A 16111-nucleotide genomic window follows, 5' to 3' on the forward strand; every position below is an offset into this window, starting at 1 on the left:
GCTCAGTGTAGGCCCACGTGGATGCGCTCTCCTTCGGCAGAGAAGAGGGCGAGCACCTCCGCCGCCGAGGTGGTCGCGCTGGCGATCCCATGCGGTTCCCGGGTGTCGAATTCGGCGGCCTCCCCCGTGGCCAGAGTGGTCACCGTGGCCCCGAGTCTGAGGTCGACGGTTCCGCTGAGCACGTAGAGCCATTCGTACCCGCCGTGCGCTCGCTGCGTGATCGGCTCCCCCGGCCGGTGCCCGGGCAGGACGATCTTGACAGCCTCGACCGGCGCGTTCCGATTGGTCAATGGCAGGAACACCATCCCGTGGGCGCGGATCGGCGTCGGGCGGATCCGCGGGTCGCCCGTCGACGGCGCTCCGACGAGGTCGTCGAGGGCGACCCGATAGATGCGGGCGAGCGCGATGAGCAGGTCGAGGGTGGGCCGCCGCCGTCCCGATTCGAGGCGGGAGAGCGTGCTCACGGACGCACCCATCTGCTCGGCCACCTCGGCGAGGGTCAGTCCCCGCGCGGTCCGGGTCTCCCGCAGCCGCGGGCCGATCGCTTCGAGCAAGGGGTCGAGCGCGTCACCGTCGGTGCCGTGAGACGAGCCGCCGGCGCCGTGCACATCGATTCTGCCGTGCGGGTCGCGGGGAGAACTGTCCATGGCTCCTCACTGTAGCGGTCACCCGGCAGCGGCCCGCCCGTTGCGCGGCGCGATCACTCCCGCCCGCTCATGCGAAGACCTCGGCGACCACCTCGGCGACGGCGGCCACCGGCGCACTCGGGGCGGGGACGGTGAGGACGATGATGTCCCGACCGCCGGCCCCGGTGACGGGGTGGAGATCGACGCCCGGTCCGCCGAGGGACATCATGATCGGGGTCGCGAGCGTGAGGCCGAGTCCGGTGCCGGCGAGCGCGAGGGCGACGGCGGTGTCGGTGACGATGTGGCTCTCCTTCGCCTGAATCCCCATCGCCGAGGTGGCCAGCCGCATCGCCCGACCGAAGAGATCGGTCGCCGGCGGCAGGATCCAGTCCGCCTCGGCGAGCTCGCCCGGTGACGGCAGCGGCTGGCCGGCCGGAGTGACGACGCCGAAGTCCTCGGCGGCCACCGTCGTCCACGTCAGGCCGCGCATCGGCGGCAGCGGCACGGCCGGGTAGTCGATGCCGATGCCGAGGTCGATGGCGCCGTCGATGACGGCCGCCGACATCGTCTCGACGTCGACCTCCCGGGCGCGGACGACGATGTCGGGGTGGCGCTCGGCGAGCAGACGGACGATGAGCGGCAGTCCGCTGGTCGACGTCGACCCGAACACTCCGAGGGTGACGATCGCCTCGCGCTCGAAGTCGCGGCCGAGCATCGCAAGCTCCGCCTGCGCCTGGGCGGCGAGAATGCTGCGGGCGCGCGGGAGCAGGGTGCGACCGGCCTCGGTGAGCACGAGGGAGCGTCCGCGGCGGATGACGAGGTCGGAGCCGACGGTGCGCCGCAGTGCGCTCATGTGCTGGGAGACCGCTCCGATGCTGTAGCCCAGCGCTTCGGCGGCACGGGTCATCGAGCCGCGTTCGGCGACGACGACGAACGTCTGCAGCTGCCCGAGCGTCCAGGTCATGGGCACAGACTAGCGGTTTTAAGGAATCGTGAAAACAGTCTTCACAGACTCGGCCTTGTCCTTAAATGTGTTCGGTCGCACAATGGTGGACAAGCCGACAACGGTGTCGGCCCCGAACCAGCTGAGGTGCAGTGTGAACGCAGATGTGGTCATCATCGGCGGCGGCGTCATGGGCGCGTCGATCGCCTTCAACCTCGCCGCCGCGGGGGCAGGGAGCATCGTCCTCGTCGAACGCGATGTCCCGGGCTCCGGGTCGACGTCGAAGGCCGCTGGCGGGGTGCGCTGTCAGTTCTCCGACGAGGTGAATATCGCCCTGTCCGTGCGCAGCCTCGAGATCCTCCGCGACTTCGAATCGCGCTTCGGCATCGACATCGACCTCGTCTCCAACGGCTACCTCTTCCTCCTCGACTCCCCCGAGGCGGCGAGGACGTTCGCCGGCAACGTCGACCTCCAGCGGTCACTCGGTCTCGACTCGCAGATGCTCACCGTCGCCGAGGTCGCAGCCCTCGCCCCCTACGTCGACACGGCGGGTCTCGTCGCCGGGGCGTTCAATCCCGGTGACGGGCACTGCACTCCCGAATCCGTCGTTGCCGGCTACATCAGCGCCGCCCGTGACCGCGGCGTCACCGTGCTCACATCCTGCGAGGTCACCGGCATCCTCACGAAGGGCGCGGCCGGGAAGCGGACGATCACCTCGGTGGAGACGACGGCGGGCCCGATCACGTGCTCACAGGTCGTCTGCGCGGCCGGTGCCTGGTCGGGACTGATCGGCGAGATGGCCGGCGTCGACCTCCCCGTCACCCCGCTGCGACGCGAGATCATGGTGAGCGAACCGGTGGCGTTCGACACCTCCGCAATGCCGTTCACCATCGACTTCGCCACCAGCTACTACGTCCACCCCGAAGGCCCCGGCCTCCTCTTCGGCTGCCCCGATGCCGAGGACCGGTGGGGGTTCGACGACCGCCGCGACCCGGAGTGGCTGTTCCGGCTCTCCGAGCTCATCGACCGGCGCACCCCGAGCCTCGCCGACGTCGACATCCGACGCGGCTGGGCGGGCCTCTACGAGATGACCCCCGACCACAATGCGCTCATCGGGCAGGCCCGCGAACTCGAGGGCTTCACCTACGCGTGCGGGTTCTCCGGCCACGGGTTCCTCATGGGTCCGGCCGTCGGCGAGGTCGTCGCCGACCTCCTCACCGGCCGCACCCCGTTCGTCGACGTCTCCCCGCTCGACAAGGACCGCTTCTCCCTTTCGGGACTGCGCAAGGAGCTCAACATCGTGTGACCATGACTCCCCTCCCTCCCACTTCGATGCCTGCACCCTAGCCACCGCCACTGACACAAACCCGCCTGAGACACAGTGAGGACCATGATGACCACGACCTCCACCCCCACCGCTCTTCCCACCGATCACACCGTCGCCGCCCTCCTCGACGAGGGGCTGCGCGCCTGCGGCGTCGGCGCCGCCGTGCTCACCGCCGACACCGCGACCGGGCAGACGCTGACTGCCCGCTCCCCGATCACCGGGCAGGTGCTCGCGACGATCCCCGCCGACTCCCCGCAGACCGCCGCGGCGAAGATCGGGCAGGCGGCAACCGCCTTCGAGAGCTGGCGGGACGTTCCCGCTCCCGTCCGCGGCCGGCTCGTCAGCCGCTGGGGTCAGCTGCTTGCCGAGCACAAGGAGGAGCTTGCGAAGATCGTCACCGTCGAGGCCGGCAAGACCCCGTCCGAGGCCGCCGGCGAGGTCCAGGAGATGATCGACATCTGCGAGTTCGCGCTCGGCCAGTCCCGGCAGCTGTGGGGCAAGACGATGCCGAGCGAACGTCCCGGTCACCGACTCATGGAGACGTGGCATCCGCTCGGAGTCGTCGGAGTGATCTCCGCATTCAACTTCCCCGTCGCCGTGTACTCGTGGAACACCGCCCTCGCGCTCGTCGCCGGAGACGCCGTGGTGTGGAAGCCCTCGGAGAACGCCGTGCTCGCTGCCCTCGGCGCCCAGTCGCTGCTGGCCCGGGCCGCCGCCGAGGTGGGGGCACCGGAGGGTCTCGTGCCCGTCCTCGTCGGCGGTCGCGGCATCGGCGACGCCATGGTCCGCGACGACCGAGTGGCGTTGGTCTCTGCCACGGGGTCGGTGCGGATGGGCCGTGAGGTCGGTCCGGTCGTCGCCGAGCGCTTCGGACGGGTCCTGCTCGAACTCGGCGGCAACAATGCCGCGATCGTCACCCCGAGCGCGGACATCGACCTGGCGCTGCGCGGGGTCGTCTTCGCCGCCGCGGGCACCGCCGGGCAGCGGTGCACGACCCTGCGCCGCCTCATCGTCCATGAGTCGATCGCCGAGGAGTTCGTCGAGCGGATCGTCGCCGCGTACGCGACCCTGAGCATCGGTTCACCCACGGACGACGGGGTGCTCGTCGGGCCGCTCATCAACTCAGGCGCGTTCGAGGCGATGCAGTCGGCGCTGGCCCGGGCACAGGCCGAAGGGGGAACCGTGCTCACCGGCGGCGGACGCGTGTTCGCCGAGGAGCGACCCGACGCCCACTACGTCGAGCCTGCGCTCGTGCGGATGCCCGGCCAGACCTCGGTGATGGAATCGGAGACCTTCGCCCCGATCCTCTACGTCGTCACCTACTCCGACCTCGACGAGGCGATCGCCCTCCACAACGGGGTGCCGCAAGGGCTGTCCTCGGCGATCTTCACCTCCGACCTCGCCGAGGCGGAGACCTTCCTCTCCCGCTCCGACTGCGGCATCGCCAACGTCAATATCGGCACCTCGGGGGCGGAGATCGGCGGGGCGTTCGGCGGTGAGAAGGAGACCGGCGGCGGTCGCGAATCGGGGTCGGAGTCGTGGAAGGCCTACATGCGGCAGGCGACGAACACGATCAACTACTCCGGCGAACTGCCTCTGGCCCAGGGCGTGGAGTTCCTCTGAGGCGACAGCCGACGGTCACCGGCCTCTCACCGCTGTGCGATGAGCTCCTCGATGGCCCTCCTGCGCCGGGCGAGATCGGCCGATTCGGTCTCGATCCGGGCGACGTTCTCCCGGATCCGGGCCGCCACCTGCGGGCACATGCCGATCGGCAGATCCGGATCATCACCGAGGCACGGCAGCATCACCGTGATCGTGTCGAGGTTGAACCCGGCGCCGAGCAGCCGGCGGATTCGCGCAACCGTTCCGACCGCCTCGGCGCCGTATTCGCGATACCCTGTCGGCGTGCGCGATGAGACCAGCAGACCTCTGTCCTCGTAGTGCCGGATCGAGCGTCGTGCGCCTCGGCGGAGTCGAGGCCACGGTGCTCTACGCCGTCTACGTCATCGCCTTCCAGGCCGGCATCGTCGCGGGAACCTGGGCCGGCGGAGTCAGCCTCGGCGAAGGCTCTCTTCCTCCGCCGCTCTGCCTGGGACTCGCGGTGCTCACCCTGCCGCTCATCCTCGCCACGACACGGCCTTCGCGATCGAGCAGGAGGGCGCCGGTGACCTGACACCCAGGAGGGCAGCCGGCTGACGCGGGGAACTAGACTGGCCGGTGAACCCAGACCCCAGAGGAGAGCACCCGTGATTGAGCTGAAGACACCCGCCGAGATCGACAAGATGGCGGTGACCGGTCGCTTCGTGGCGAACACGCTGGCCGAACTGTCTCAGACCGCCGAACCCGGCATGAACCTCATGCACCTGGAGAAGCGGGCACGCACGCTCATCGAGCAGGCCGGAGCGAAGTCCTGCTACTGGGACTACGCTCCCTCGTTCGGTTCGGGTCCCTTCCGCAACGTCATCTGCCTCTCCGTCAACGACGGCGTCCTCCACGGCAAACCCCACGACTACGTCCTGGCCGACGGCGACCTCCTCACCCTCGACTTCGCGGTGTCCATCGACGGCTGGGTCGCCGACGCCGCCCGCTCCGTCATCGTCGGCACCGGCACCGAGGAGGACCAGCGCCTCATCGACTCGACGTGGGCCGGCCTCGAGGCGGGGATCGGGGCCGCGCAGGCCGGCAACCGCCTCGGCGACATCTCCCAGGCGATCGGCGACATCGCCGATGCCCAGCGCATCCCGGTCAACCTCGATTTCGGCGGTCACGGGCTCGGGCACACGATGCACGAGGACCCCCACGTCGCCAACCGCGGCAAGGGCGGGCGCGGCATGGTGCTCAAGCCGGGCCTGACCCTGGCGATCGAACCGTGGTGGTCGTTCACGTCGAAGAAGCTCACAGTCGACCAGGACGGGTGGACCCTGCGGGTGGCCGACGGCTCGAACGGTGCCCATTCGGAGAACACGATCGCCATCACCGAGGACGGTCCCCGGGTACTGACCGTCGCCGACTGAGGTCTGGCCCCGGACGTCGTGTCCGTGGCGCACGCGTCATGTCCGTGGCGCATGCCAGACTTGCCGTATGTCTTTCACCTGCACCGAATGCGGATACTCGACCGTGAAGTGGCTCGGGCGGTGCCCCGAATGCCAGGCCTGGGGCACTCTCGAGGAGAAGGGCGCCGGTGCGACGTCGGTGAAGACGAAGGTGAAGAAGTCGAGCGGGGCGAAGTCGATCACCGAGGTGGACACGACCCTGGCGGTGGCGAAGCGGACCTTCGTCGACGAATTCGACCGGGTGCTCGGCGGCGGCATCGTCCCCGGCGGGGTCATCCTGCTCTCCGGGGAGCCCGGAGTCGGGAAGTCGACTCTCCTCCTCGACGTCGCCGCGCGCGCCGCGAAGTTCGAATCGGCGGTCCTCTACGTCACCGGCGAGGAGTCGGCCGGACAGGTGCGGCTGCGCGCCGACCGGATCAACGCCCTCGAGGAGAACCTGCTGCTGGCCGCGGAGACCGACCTCGGCGCCGTGCTCGGGCTCATCGAAGCCGAGAACCCCGACCTGCTCATCGTCGACTCGATCCAGACGCTCGCCTCCTCGGAGGTCGACGGCGTGCCCGGCGGGGTCACCCAGGTCAGGGAGGTCGCGGCCGCCCTCATCCGGGAGGCGAAGTCCCGGTCCCTGTCGACCGTGCTCGTCGGACACATCACGAAGGACGGCACGATCGCCGGACCCCGTCTCCTCGAGCACCTCGTCGATGTCGTGTGCACCTTCGAAGGCGAGAAGCACTCCCGGCTGCGGATGCTGCGGGCGATCAAGAACCGGTTCGGTCCCACCGACGAGGTCGGCTGCTTCGACATGGAGGAGAACGGGATCAAGAGCCTCGAGGATCCCTCCGGTCTCTTCCTCTCCCGCGCGTCAGGGTCCACGCCGGCGGGCACGTGCCTGACGGTCAACCAGGAGGGCAAGCGGCCGCTGCTCGTCGAGGTGCAGTCCCTGGTCACCGAGTCCGCGGCCGGTCAGACGCGGCGTTCGGTGTCGGGAGTCGACTCCTCGCGGGTGGCGATGATGATCGCCGTGCTCAGCCAGAAGGTCTCCGCGGCCGGGTTCGCGAAGTCCGATGTCTTCGTCGCCACAGTCGGTGGGGCCAAGCTCGTCGAACCGGCCAATGATCTGGCGATCTGCCTGTCTCTGGCCTCGGCCGCTCTGGGGCGGGCCCTCTACGCGAAGTTCGTCGCGATCGGCGAGATCAGCCTCTCCGGTGAGATCCGCAATGTGCCCAACCTCGGCCAGCGGCTGAGCGAGGCGGCACGGTTGGGCATGACGCGGGCGATCGTCGCCCGTGGCGCGCTGCGCAACGTCTCGATCCCCGACGGCATGGTCGTCAAGGAATGCGAGCACGTCGCCGAGGCGGTCGAACTCGTCCTCAACGACAAGGACAAGTGAGCCGACGGGCGGTGCCTGCGGTCGCCGGTCGCGGCGATCGCGGCCTGCGCGGCTGGTGTGCGATGTCAGTGACCTCGGAGGGGAGAAAATCCGAGACTTCCGCGGCGAAACAGGGCATGCTTGAAAGATGACCACGACAGTGTTTCCGGCACTGAGGACGACGGACATCGCGGCGACGACCGCGATGCTCATCACCCTCGGCTTCGTCGAGCGCGTCACGGTGCGGGACGAGGACGACCCGAGTCTCGTCCTCCATGCCGAATACGCGCTCGGTGAGACCGGCGGAGTGATGATCGGGTCCGTGCGCCATGACGGTTCGGCCCTCGACAGCGTCGGCGGGGCGGCGATCTACGTCGTCGTCCCCACCGAACGGGAGGTCGACCGGCTCTATCGTGAGATCCGCGAGCTCGGGCATGCGATCGTCCGGCCGGTGGCCACGCAGTCCCACGGCGGACGGGAGTTCGCGTTCCGCGACCACGACGGCAATTCGTGGGGTGTGGGCTCGTACCGCGGCGTCTGAGCGGATTAGCCGTCGGAGTTCTCGGTCTCCGTGGGCTTCGGAGTCGGCGACTCGGTCGCCATCTTCTCCTCCTCGGCCTTCTTCTTGTCGGCTTCTTCCTTCTCTTTGGCCTTCGTCGCCTCGTCCTTCTCGAGCTCGAAGGGCACAGGTTTGCTCTCTTTGTCGCCGAGTTTGACGATGAGATCGTACGTGCCCGCCTCGAAGCCCTTGCTCGCCTTGTTGCAGTTCTTGTCGACGCGGACCCGGTTCCATTCGAACTGGGCGGTCTTCTGGGACTGCGGAGCGAACTCCGTCGGCGCTTCGGCGTTCTCATCGTCGTCGGCGGCGCAGTACTTCGAGGACCACACGACGTCCCCTTCCTGCTCGACGACGAACTCCTGTTGCTTCGTGCCGACCTCGATGAGGCAGGTGGCCGTGTGGTTGTTGCCGATGACCATCTCGAACTTCGGCTTCGTGTTCTCGTCGTAGCTCTTCTTGTCGGCCTTCGCGCTCACCGAGACGGAGTCCGGCGGGCAGGCGCCGCTGGCGGCCTGCGCGTCGGGGACCGGAGCCTGCGGGGTCGGTGAGGCGCTCGTGGGAGCGTCGGCCGCGGTCGGCTCCTGGTCGGTCAGACCGCCGATCGCCTTCGTGATGCCGGCGACACCGAGCACGATGAGTCCGATGACGACGAGGCTGAGCACCGCCAGGGTGATCCGCCGCCGACGGTAGACGTGCGCAGGCAGCTTGCCGCTAGACTGGCGGGGCTGTTTCGGCTGCGAACCACGATCGGAAGGAGTCATCGCAATGAGCCTAGGCAATTGCGAATGAGCATCCAAATGACACACCGCACCTCTGCCGAAACTGGGATCACCCCCACAGCACCGGTCTTCCCGGACGTGCCCGAGTCCGCCATCACACGCGTCCAGACGACGATCATCGACTGGTTCGAGGCAGCCGCCCGACCCCTGCCGTGGCGGGCCGAAGGCACCTCGGCGTGGGCGGTCCTCGTCAGCGAGATCATGTCCCAGCAGACTCCGGTCTCCCGCGTCGCCCCACGCTGGAGCGAATGGCTCGAGCGCTGGCCCACTCCTGCCGACCTGGCGGCAGCCCCCACCGCCGAGGTGCTCCAGCGATGGGATCGCCTCGGCTACCCGCGTCGTGCGCTGCGGCTGCAGGAAGCCGCGAGAGTCATCGCCGACGACCACGACAACCAGGTGCCCGACACTGCTGCCGCTCTCGAGACGCTGCCGGGGATCGGGTCGTACACCGCGGCAGCCGTCGCCTCGTTCGCTCACGGCGAGCGCACCACGGTCCTCGATACGAATGTGCGCCGAGTCCTCGTCCGCGTCTTCGCCGGCCGAGACCGGCCCACGGTGTCACCGAGCCGCAGGGAGACCGTCTGGGCCGAACGGTTCGTCCCCGCGACCGATCATGTGGCGTGGAACGCCGGGGTCATGGAGTTCGGTGCCCTCGTGTGCACCGCCCGCAGTCCGAAGTGCGAGGACTGCCCGCTCGCGGACATCTGCGCCTGGAACCTCGCCGGACGCCCCGCCTCGGCGGCGAAGCCGAAGACCCAGAAGTGGGCCGGTACGGACCGCCAGCTGCGCGGGGCGATCATGGACGTCCTCAAGGCCGCACATGCAGAAGCCGCCGAGGCGGGCAATCGGTCGACCTCGGTGGTCGAGAGGTCTTCGGTGGTCCCGGGGTCCTCGGCGGTCGAGAAGGCGGCGAACGCAACCACAGGTCGCGCATCCGCCGCGACCGATGCCATCGCGGTCGATCTTTTCACGGCACCGACTGCCGAACTCGATGACGAGCGCCTCGGCACCCTGGGCCCGACCACCTCGGCGAAGCTGACGACGATGCGCGATCTCAGCGCGGATGCGGACCGCATCTCACGACTCATCGCCGATCTCGTCACCGACGGGTTGGCTCACCGCAGCGGGGACCGTCTCAGCCTGCCGCGGTGATGCTGGACTCGGAACTACCGTCTGTCAGGTGATTCGTCGATTGCGCAGAACCTTGGGACATCGATTGCCGATGAGTGTATTTGGCAACTTTGGCCCGATTTCCGCAACGTTTCATCGAACACCATCGTCGGCTGTTCGCGCGAGATGTATCAACGAAGGCAATCCCGCAACGCTCATGCGCACACGTCTTGATTCGGCTGGGTTCACCGCGCTCGAACACCTCGATCGCGTTGCCAGCGATGAGTCCGAGCACCGTTGCTGCAGACGGTTCGGAGCGAACGACTGCGACTCCGGCATCGGCCCACTCCAATTTCGGTGACAGGGCCCCAGCGGTTCCGCCACCTCCGCTGACAGCACCGTTGATGATCTCGAGGTCAGTGAGGTCGAGTGTGCTCGGATTCTCCAACAGCCGACTGATTGCCGCGCGAAGCCTCAGCGCCTGTGCAAACTCTTCCTCTGTCGGCGTCACTGCGCTCCACTGCCCGGTGGAGGCAATCCATCGTGCCAGTTCCTCTGGCCCGTGAAGTGTCTCCCGCCCTGGACCGAATCGGTCGCGGAGTGTGTTGACGAAGTCAAGACTGATCTCCCCGCCGAACCACAGCCAGTCATCCATGTTCCCACGATATCGCGAAACCTTGTTGCCTGCTAACCGGTTAATATGGTTAGCTGACACCATGAACTCACGCTTCGTCAATGTCGATGGACTTGCTTTCCACTGCCTTCTCGGCGACACCACCTCCGCTGACGCCGAAACCGTTGTGCTGCTTCATGGTTGGCCCCAGACGGCCAGCTGCTGGCGAGATGTCATTCCCGGACTGTACGGCCCGGACGCCGACACCCAATACCACGTCATCGCACCGGACCTCCGCGGCTACGGGCTCAGTGACAAGCCGACGGAAGGATACGACAAACGGAGCATGTCCCGGGACATCCTCGGCATCATGGATTCCTTCGGCGTCGACCGGGCTCATTTCGTCGGCCATGACCGCGGCGGCCGGGTCGCGCACCGACTTGCCCTCGACTCTCCCGAGAGAGTCTCCTCGCTCGCTGTTCTCGACATCGCCCCCACCCATGCGATGTTCACAAACGGGAGGATGCGCACCGCCGAAGGCTTCTTCCACTGGCTCCTCCACATGCAGAAGGATCTGCCGGAGACGCTCACCGCAGGCAGGACCGCTGAGTACCTTCGCTACTTCTTCGAACGCTGGACCGTCCGCCGCGATCGCCTCGAGCCGCACATCGACGACTATGTTCGCGCCTTCGAAAAGCCCGGCGCTATGCGTGCTGGCTTCGACGACTACCGTGCCACCCACGAGGATGTCGCCCTCGACGACGAGGACTTCCGCGCCCAGCGGAAACTGACGGTGCCGGTGCTTGCACTGTGGGGTGCTGGCGGCCTCGCCGCGAACACGGATATCACGACCGTCTGGGAGAGCTACACGGAGAACCTGGACGGGCGACCCATTCCCGACTGCGGTCATTTCATCCCCGAGGAGGCACCAGAGACACTGCTCTCCGCACTGCGCGAGTTCTGGTCGCAGTCCGCCTGAACCACGGTCTGACCCCTTCGGGATCGCCCCCTGCTCTACAGGTACTTGATCATTCGGGTGTTGCCGAGGGTGTTCGGTTTGACCCTGGCGAGGTCAAGGAACTCGGCCACACCTTCGTCGGCTGAGTGGAGGAGTTCGACGTAGACCTCCGGTGAGACGGGGATGCCCTTGATCGGTTCGAATCCGAGGGAGCCGAAGAATCCGGTTTCGAACGTCAAGCAGAAGACCCTGTCGACCCCGATCTCCACGGCATCGGCGAGGAGCTGGCGGATGAGGGCCTTGCCCACTCCCCTGCCCCGGTAGTCAGGGGACGTCGCGACGGTGCGCGCCTCGGCGAGGTCGGACCAGATGATGTGGAGGGCCGCGCAGCCGGCAAGGACTTCGCTGCCGTCGGGTCGCTCATCGACGACGAGCCAGAACTCCTGCAGCGACTCGAAGTACGTCACCGTGTCCTTCGCGAGGAGGATGCGCTCTTCGGCCAGGGGGGCCACGAGCGCCTCGATGCCCTTGACGTCGGACGTCCGTGCCCGCCGCAGCCGCAGCCCACTGGGAAGTCCGTGGGTCTGGTGGTGGTCGGAGGCGACGAGTCCGTGGTCGAAGGTGGCTGAGCTCATTCCCTCATTCAACACCATCGCGCTCAGGTGCCGACGGTGCGTCCACACAGGTCTGCGCCACTGTGACGGCGATTGTGCGCCGCCTCCACGGTGATCTCGAGCCCGAAATCGCCATGGATGTGGCGCAGAACCCGGAGGGCCGCCATGGACGTGGCGCACAACGCGCGGCGCCGCCGTGGATGTGGCGCACAACCCGGAGGGCCGCCATGGACGTGGCGCACAACGCGAGGCGCCCTGACAATGCGAAGCGGCCCCGGGCGAGAACCGAAGTTCTCAGGCCCGGGGCCGCCTCAGGAGGGGTGACTATGCGCTCAGCAGACCACTGTCAGTCAGCCGGTCAGCGGACCGCTGCCGGTCAGGAGGCCGAACCGGTCGACCCGGCTCCGGCGAGTTCGCCGCCGGAGGACGAATCGTCGGATCCGGATGTCGGGAAGGTCTCGGTCTCGACACCTTCGAAGGTGAACTGCGCGTCCTTGCCTTCGCCCTCGATGTCGACCTTGATCGTCTGACCGCGGCCGATCTCCTTGAAGAGGATCTTCTCCGAGAGCTGATCCTCGATCTCGAGCTGGATCGTGCGGCGCAGCGGACGTGCACCGAGCACCGGATCGTAGCCGCGATCGGCCAGCAGGTTCTTGGCCGCATCGGTGAGCTCGACCTTCATGCCCTGATCCGCCAGACGCGTGTCGAGGCGCTCGAGGAAGAGGTCGACGATCTCGATGATCTCCTCCTTGTTCAGCTGCGGGAACACGATCGTGTCATCGACGCGGTTGAGGAACTCGGGACGGAAGTGCTGCTTGAGCTCTTCGTTGACCCTCTGCTTCATCCGGTCGTAGTTGGTCTTGGTGTCACCCTCGACCTGGAATCCCATCTGCAGACCGCTGGAGACGTCGCGCGTGCCCAGGTTGGTCGTCATGATGATGATCGTGTTCTTGAAGTCGACCTCACGACCCTGCGAGTCGGTGAGTCGGCCGTCCTCAAGGATCTGCAGCAGCGAGTTGAAGATGTCCGAGTGGGCCTTCTCCACCTCGTCGAAGAGGACGACGGAGAACGGCTTGCGACGCACCTTCTCGGTGAGCTGGCCGCCCTCTTCGTAGCCGACGTAGCCGGGAGGCGAACCGAAGAGACGCGACACGGTGTGCTTCTCCGAGTACTCCGACATGTCGAGGCTGATGAGGGAATCCTCGTCGCCGAAGAGGAACTCCGCGAGAGCCTTCGCAAGCTCGGTCTTTCCCACACCGGTGGGACCGGCGAAGATGAACGAACCCGACGGACGCTTCGGATCCTTCAGACCCGCACGGGTCCGGCGGATCGCCCGCGAGATCGACTTGACCGCGTCGTTCTGGCCGATGATGCGCTTGTGCAGCTCGTCTTCCATCCGCAGCAGACGCGAGGACTCCTCCTCGGTGAGCTTGAAGATCGGAATGCCGGTGGCAGAGGCGAGCACCTCGGCGATGAGATCGGCGTCAACGGTGGCGGAGGTGTCCTTGCCGCCCTTGCGCCAGGCCTCGGTCTGCTCGTCCTTCTCGTGCTGGAGCTTCATCTCCGAGTCCCGCTCGGAGGCCGCCAGCTCGAAGTCCTGAGCGTCGATCGCAGCTTCCTTGCGGTGACGGGCCTCGAGGATCTTCTCCTCGAGGTCGCGGATCTCCTGCGGCACCGACAGCCGCGAGATGCGCAGCTTCGCCCCGGCTTCGTCGATGAGGTCGATCGCCTTGTCCGGCAGGTATCGGTCGTTGATGTAGCGATCGGACATGTTGACGGCAGCCGCGAGAGCACCCTCGGTGATCGTCACCTTGTGGTGCGCCTCGTACTTGTCGCGCAGGCCCTTGAGGATCTCGATCGAGTGCGCGAGCGAGGGCTCGGGCACCTGGATCGGCTGGAAGCGGCGCTCGAGCGCAGCGTCCTTCTCGATGTGCTTGCGGTACTCGTCGAGCGTCGTCGCACCGATCGTCTGGAGCTCACCGCGGGCGAGCATCGGCTTGAGGATCGATGCGGCGTCGATGGCGCCTTCGGCGGCACCGGCACCCACGAGCGTGTGGATCTCGTCGATGAAGAGGATGATGTCACCGCGCGTGCGGATCTCCTTGAGCACCTTCTTCAGACGTTCCTCGAAGTCACCGCGGTACCGGGAACCGGCGACGAGGGAGCCGAGGTCGAGCGTGTAGAGCTGCTTGTCGGTGAGGATCTCCGGCACTTCGCCGTTGACGATCGCCTGCGCCAGCCCCTCGACCACGGCGGTCTTGCCGACGCCGGGCTCGCCGATGAGAACCGGGTTGTTCTTCGTGCGGCGGGAGAGGATCTGCATGACGCGCTGCATCTGCTCGTGGCGGCCGATGACCGGATCGAGCTTGCCCTCACGGGCGGCAGCGGTGAGGTTGCGACCGAACTGGTCGAGAACGAGGGAGCCCGAGGGCGTGCCCTCTTCGCGACCGCCGGCAGCGACCGGTTCCTTGCCCTGGTAGCCCGAGAGCAGCTTGATGACTTCCTGGCGCACCCGACCGAGGTCGGCGCCGAGCTTGACGAGGACCTGAGCGGCAACGCCCTCACCCTCGCGGATGAGACCGAGCAGGATGTGCTCGGTGCCGATGTAGCTGTGGCCCAGCTGCAGGGCCTCACGGAGACTGAGCTCGAGGACCTTCTTCGCGCGCGGAGTGAACGGGATGTGCCCGCTCGGCGCCTGTTGTCCCTGCCCGATGATCTCCTGGACCTGATCGCGAACCTGTTCGAGGGAGATGTCCATCCCCTCGAGAGCCTTGGCCGCCAGGCCTTCACCCTCGTGGATGAGGCCGAGCAGGATGTGCTCGGTGCCGATGTAGTTATGCTTGAGGAGTTTGGCCTCTTCCTGGGCGAGCACCACCACTCGGCGGGCTCGGTCAGTGAACCGCTCGAACATATTCACCCTCCTGGAGTTCTGGTATCTGTAGAGCGTAACGACCCAACCTCGGGTTCTATTGCACGTTTCGCCATCAGCCGAAACCGTTCGGCTCAGGGCGAAATCCCTTGATCTCCCGCCGAGGCGGTCGGTCGGAACCCGGTCAGCTGCCGTCGGTCGGGCGCACCGTTGGGACGCTGCCGCGACCGGCGCACACAGCACCCCGCTCGCGCCGAACCCTTCCGTGCTTACACTGTATATTCGGAGTCCCCGGGTTTCCGGATGGGTGCGGACCTGGTCTCTTCCAAAGTCCTTTTGACCGCCTCGCCGATTGTCATCCCGGTGACGGCACCCTCAAACACCGCACTCAACGCAGACGGCGTTGCCGATATTCCGCCACCGGCATTGCCGCGTGGAATGCCGGTGGCGAAGAAACAAACGGACACGCGTCGCGTTCAGACAATTCTCAAGGAAGTCGCTTTGCGCGGCTAATCCCTAACCGCGTCCCTCGGGGCACGAGGCTGCCGCAGATTCGCAGTCACCTGCACGGATGGCCGGCCGCGGGCGCAGACCCCACGGTCCGGCTCGTCACGGGCAGCGGAAAGGTGCAGGAGACGAAATGCCGCCAGTGACGAAACGACCGAGGGACCGATGCTCGTGTCATCGGTCCCTCGGCGAAATCGGTGCCCCGATCGGGCGCCTCTGTTCAGTTGTGCCTGTGCTCAGTTCCCTGCGGCTTCGTAGGCCTGGACGATCTCCTGGGGGATCCGTCCGCGATCACCGAGCTGGTAGCCGTTCTCCTGCGCCCATTCGCGGATCTTCGCGGTGTCGCGCTTGGGGCCCGAACCGGTCGATCCTCCGCGGCGCCCGCGTGAACCCGGGTTGGCCACACGGCGGGCTTTGGCGATATAGGGAGCAAAGGTCTCACGCAGCTCTTCGGCATTCTTCGTGGACAGTTCCAGTTCATAAGTCCCCTGGTCGAGGCTGAACCGAACGGTTTCGGCTGCTTCCGAACCGTCGAAATCATCCGTGAGAACGAGTCGCATCTCCCGTGCCATGTTCACTCTTTTCATTTTCAGACGACTTTACGGGTGTAAGCATAACACCCGAATCTCCATTATCGTCCAATTCGCTAACTTCATGCTCGGAATAGAATTTCTCGATCTGCTCGCGTTCTGTCCGATCTGCGCGAACAATGCCGCGCATCACGTACCAGAAGAGCAATGCGATGCAGATCGACGGAAGCAGCGCCTTGATGAGATCCAGCACGGTC

Annotated in this window: 17 protein-coding genes; 8 read left to right on the plus strand and 9 right to left on the minus strand. The window is 66.9% G+C overall.

The window, feature by feature from the left end; all coding sequences use genetic code 11:
- Window positions 1-2: 2 nt before the first annotated feature.
- Window positions 3-647: a helix-turn-helix domain-containing protein gene (locus FJ887_RS13635; protein ID WP_137825327.1), complete on the minus strand. Its 645-nt coding sequence runs from the start codon at window positions 645-647 to the stop codon at window positions 3-5.
- Between the two features lie 67 nt (window positions 648-714).
- Window positions 715-1590 carry a LysR family transcriptional regulator gene (locus FJ887_RS13640; RefSeq protein ID WP_140955505.1) on the minus strand — a complete coding sequence of 292 codons (876 nt, stop codon included), beginning with the start codon at window positions 1588-1590 and terminating at the stop codon, window positions 715-717.
- A 133-nt stretch (window positions 1591-1723) separates the two neighbouring features.
- Between FJ887_RS13640 and FJ887_RS13645 the strand changes: the two genes are divergently transcribed.
- Window positions 1724-2875 (plus strand): NAD(P)/FAD-dependent oxidoreductase, encoded by a 1152-nt coding sequence (locus tag FJ887_RS13645; RefSeq protein WP_283202123.1) that lies wholly within the window; start codon window positions 1724-1726, stop codon window positions 2873-2875.
- An 87-nt stretch (window positions 2876-2962) separates the two neighbouring features.
- Entirely contained in the window at window positions 2963-4519 is a 1557-nt protein-coding gene (amaB, locus tag FJ887_RS13650; protein ID WP_502799924.1) for an L-piperidine-6-carboxylate dehydrogenase, read from the plus strand.
- A gap of 26 nt (window positions 4520-4545) precedes the next feature.
- On the opposite strand, the gene FJ887_RS18405 is transcribed toward amaB, so the two are convergent.
- On the minus strand, window positions 4546-4845 hold the full coding sequence (locus FJ887_RS18405; RefSeq protein WP_137824899.1) for a MerR family transcriptional regulator: 300 nt from the start codon (window positions 4843-4845) through the stop codon (window positions 4546-4548).
- Here FJ887_RS18405 and FJ887_RS13660 point away from each other — a divergent pair.
- From FJ887_RS13660 to FJ887_RS13675, 4 genes are all read left to right on the plus strand, one after another.
- Window positions 4809-5069, plus strand: coding sequence for a hypothetical protein (locus tag FJ887_RS13660; RefSeq protein ID WP_137824898.1), 261 nt, complete (start codon window positions 4809-4811; stop codon window positions 5067-5069). The two genes, FJ887_RS18405 and FJ887_RS13660, sit on opposite strands and share 37 nt — an antisense overlap.
- Before the next feature lie 73 nt (window positions 5070-5142).
- Window positions 5143-5910 (plus strand): type I methionyl aminopeptidase, encoded by a 768-nt coding sequence (map, locus tag FJ887_RS13665; protein WP_137824897.1) that lies wholly within the window; start codon window positions 5143-5145, stop codon window positions 5908-5910.
- A gap of 67 nt (window positions 5911-5977) precedes the next feature.
- Entirely contained in the window at window positions 5978-7336 is a 1359-nt protein-coding gene (gene radA, locus FJ887_RS13670; protein WP_137824896.1) for a DNA repair protein RadA, read from the plus strand.
- Window positions 7337-7463: 127 nt separating this feature from the next.
- Window positions 7464-7856 (plus strand): VOC family protein, encoded by a 393-nt coding sequence (locus tag FJ887_RS13675; RefSeq protein WP_249356682.1) that lies wholly within the window; start codon window positions 7464-7466, stop codon window positions 7854-7856.
- A gap of 5 nt (window positions 7857-7861) precedes the next feature.
- Here FJ887_RS13675 and FJ887_RS13680 read toward each other — a convergent pair whose 3' ends face one another.
- Complete coding sequence (locus FJ887_RS13680) at window positions 7862-8635, minus strand: hypothetical protein (RefSeq protein WP_249356681.1); 774 nt, start codon at window positions 8633-8635, stop codon at window positions 7862-7864.
- Between the two features lie 36 nt (window positions 8636-8671).
- Between FJ887_RS13680 and FJ887_RS13685 the strand changes: the two genes are divergently transcribed.
- Window positions 8672-9805, plus strand: a complete 1134-nt coding sequence (locus FJ887_RS13685) for an iron-sulfur binding domain-containing protein (protein ID WP_137824895.1) — start codon at window positions 8672-8674, stop codon at window positions 9803-9805.
- Here the strand turns inward: FJ887_RS13685 and FJ887_RS13690 are convergent.
- Entirely contained in the window at window positions 9789-10418 is a 630-nt protein-coding gene (locus FJ887_RS13690) for a CGNR zinc finger domain-containing protein (protein WP_171007001.1), read from the minus strand. The two genes, FJ887_RS13685 and FJ887_RS13690, sit on opposite strands and share 17 nt — an antisense overlap.
- Window positions 10419-10563: 145 nt before the next feature.
- On the opposite strand from FJ887_RS13690, the gene FJ887_RS13695 reads away from it, so the two are divergent.
- The gene (locus FJ887_RS13695; RefSeq protein WP_249356684.1) at window positions 10564-11355 is read left to right on the plus strand and encodes an alpha/beta fold hydrolase; all 792 of its coding nucleotides are present in this window, start codon (window positions 10564-10566) and stop codon (window positions 11353-11355) included.
- A 35-nt stretch (window positions 11356-11390) separates the two neighbouring features.
- Here the strand turns inward: FJ887_RS13695 and FJ887_RS13700 are convergent, their stop codons facing one another.
- From FJ887_RS13700 to FJ887_RS13715, 4 genes are all read right to left on the minus strand, one after another.
- A complete protein-coding gene (locus tag FJ887_RS13700) occupies window positions 11391-11969 on the minus strand; it encodes an amino-acid N-acetyltransferase (RefSeq protein WP_171007000.1) in 579 nt (192 codons plus the stop codon).
- Between the two features lie 355 nt (window positions 11970-12324).
- Window positions 12325-14859, minus strand: a complete 2535-nt coding sequence (locus FJ887_RS13705; protein WP_137824892.1) for an ATP-dependent Clp protease ATP-binding subunit — start codon at window positions 14857-14859, stop codon at window positions 12325-12327.
- Window positions 14860-15560: 701 nt separating this feature from the next.
- On the minus strand, window positions 15561-15896 hold the full coding sequence (locus tag FJ887_RS13710; RefSeq protein ID WP_137824891.1) for a histone-like nucleoid-structuring protein Lsr2: 336 nt from the start codon (window positions 15894-15896) through the stop codon (window positions 15561-15563).
- Complete coding sequence (locus FJ887_RS13715; protein ID WP_171006995.1) at window positions 15862-16107, minus strand: hypothetical protein; 246 nt, start codon at window positions 16105-16107, stop codon at window positions 15862-15864. Before FJ887_RS13715 ends, FJ887_RS13710 begins: the two co-directional genes overlap by 35 nt.
- Window positions 16108-16111: the final 4 nt, after the last annotated feature.

Origin of the sequence: Brevibacterium sp. XM4083 (assembly GCF_006489205.2) — a bacterium.
Classification (GTDB): domain Bacteria; phylum Actinomycetota; class Actinomycetes; order Actinomycetales; family Brevibacteriaceae; genus Brevibacterium.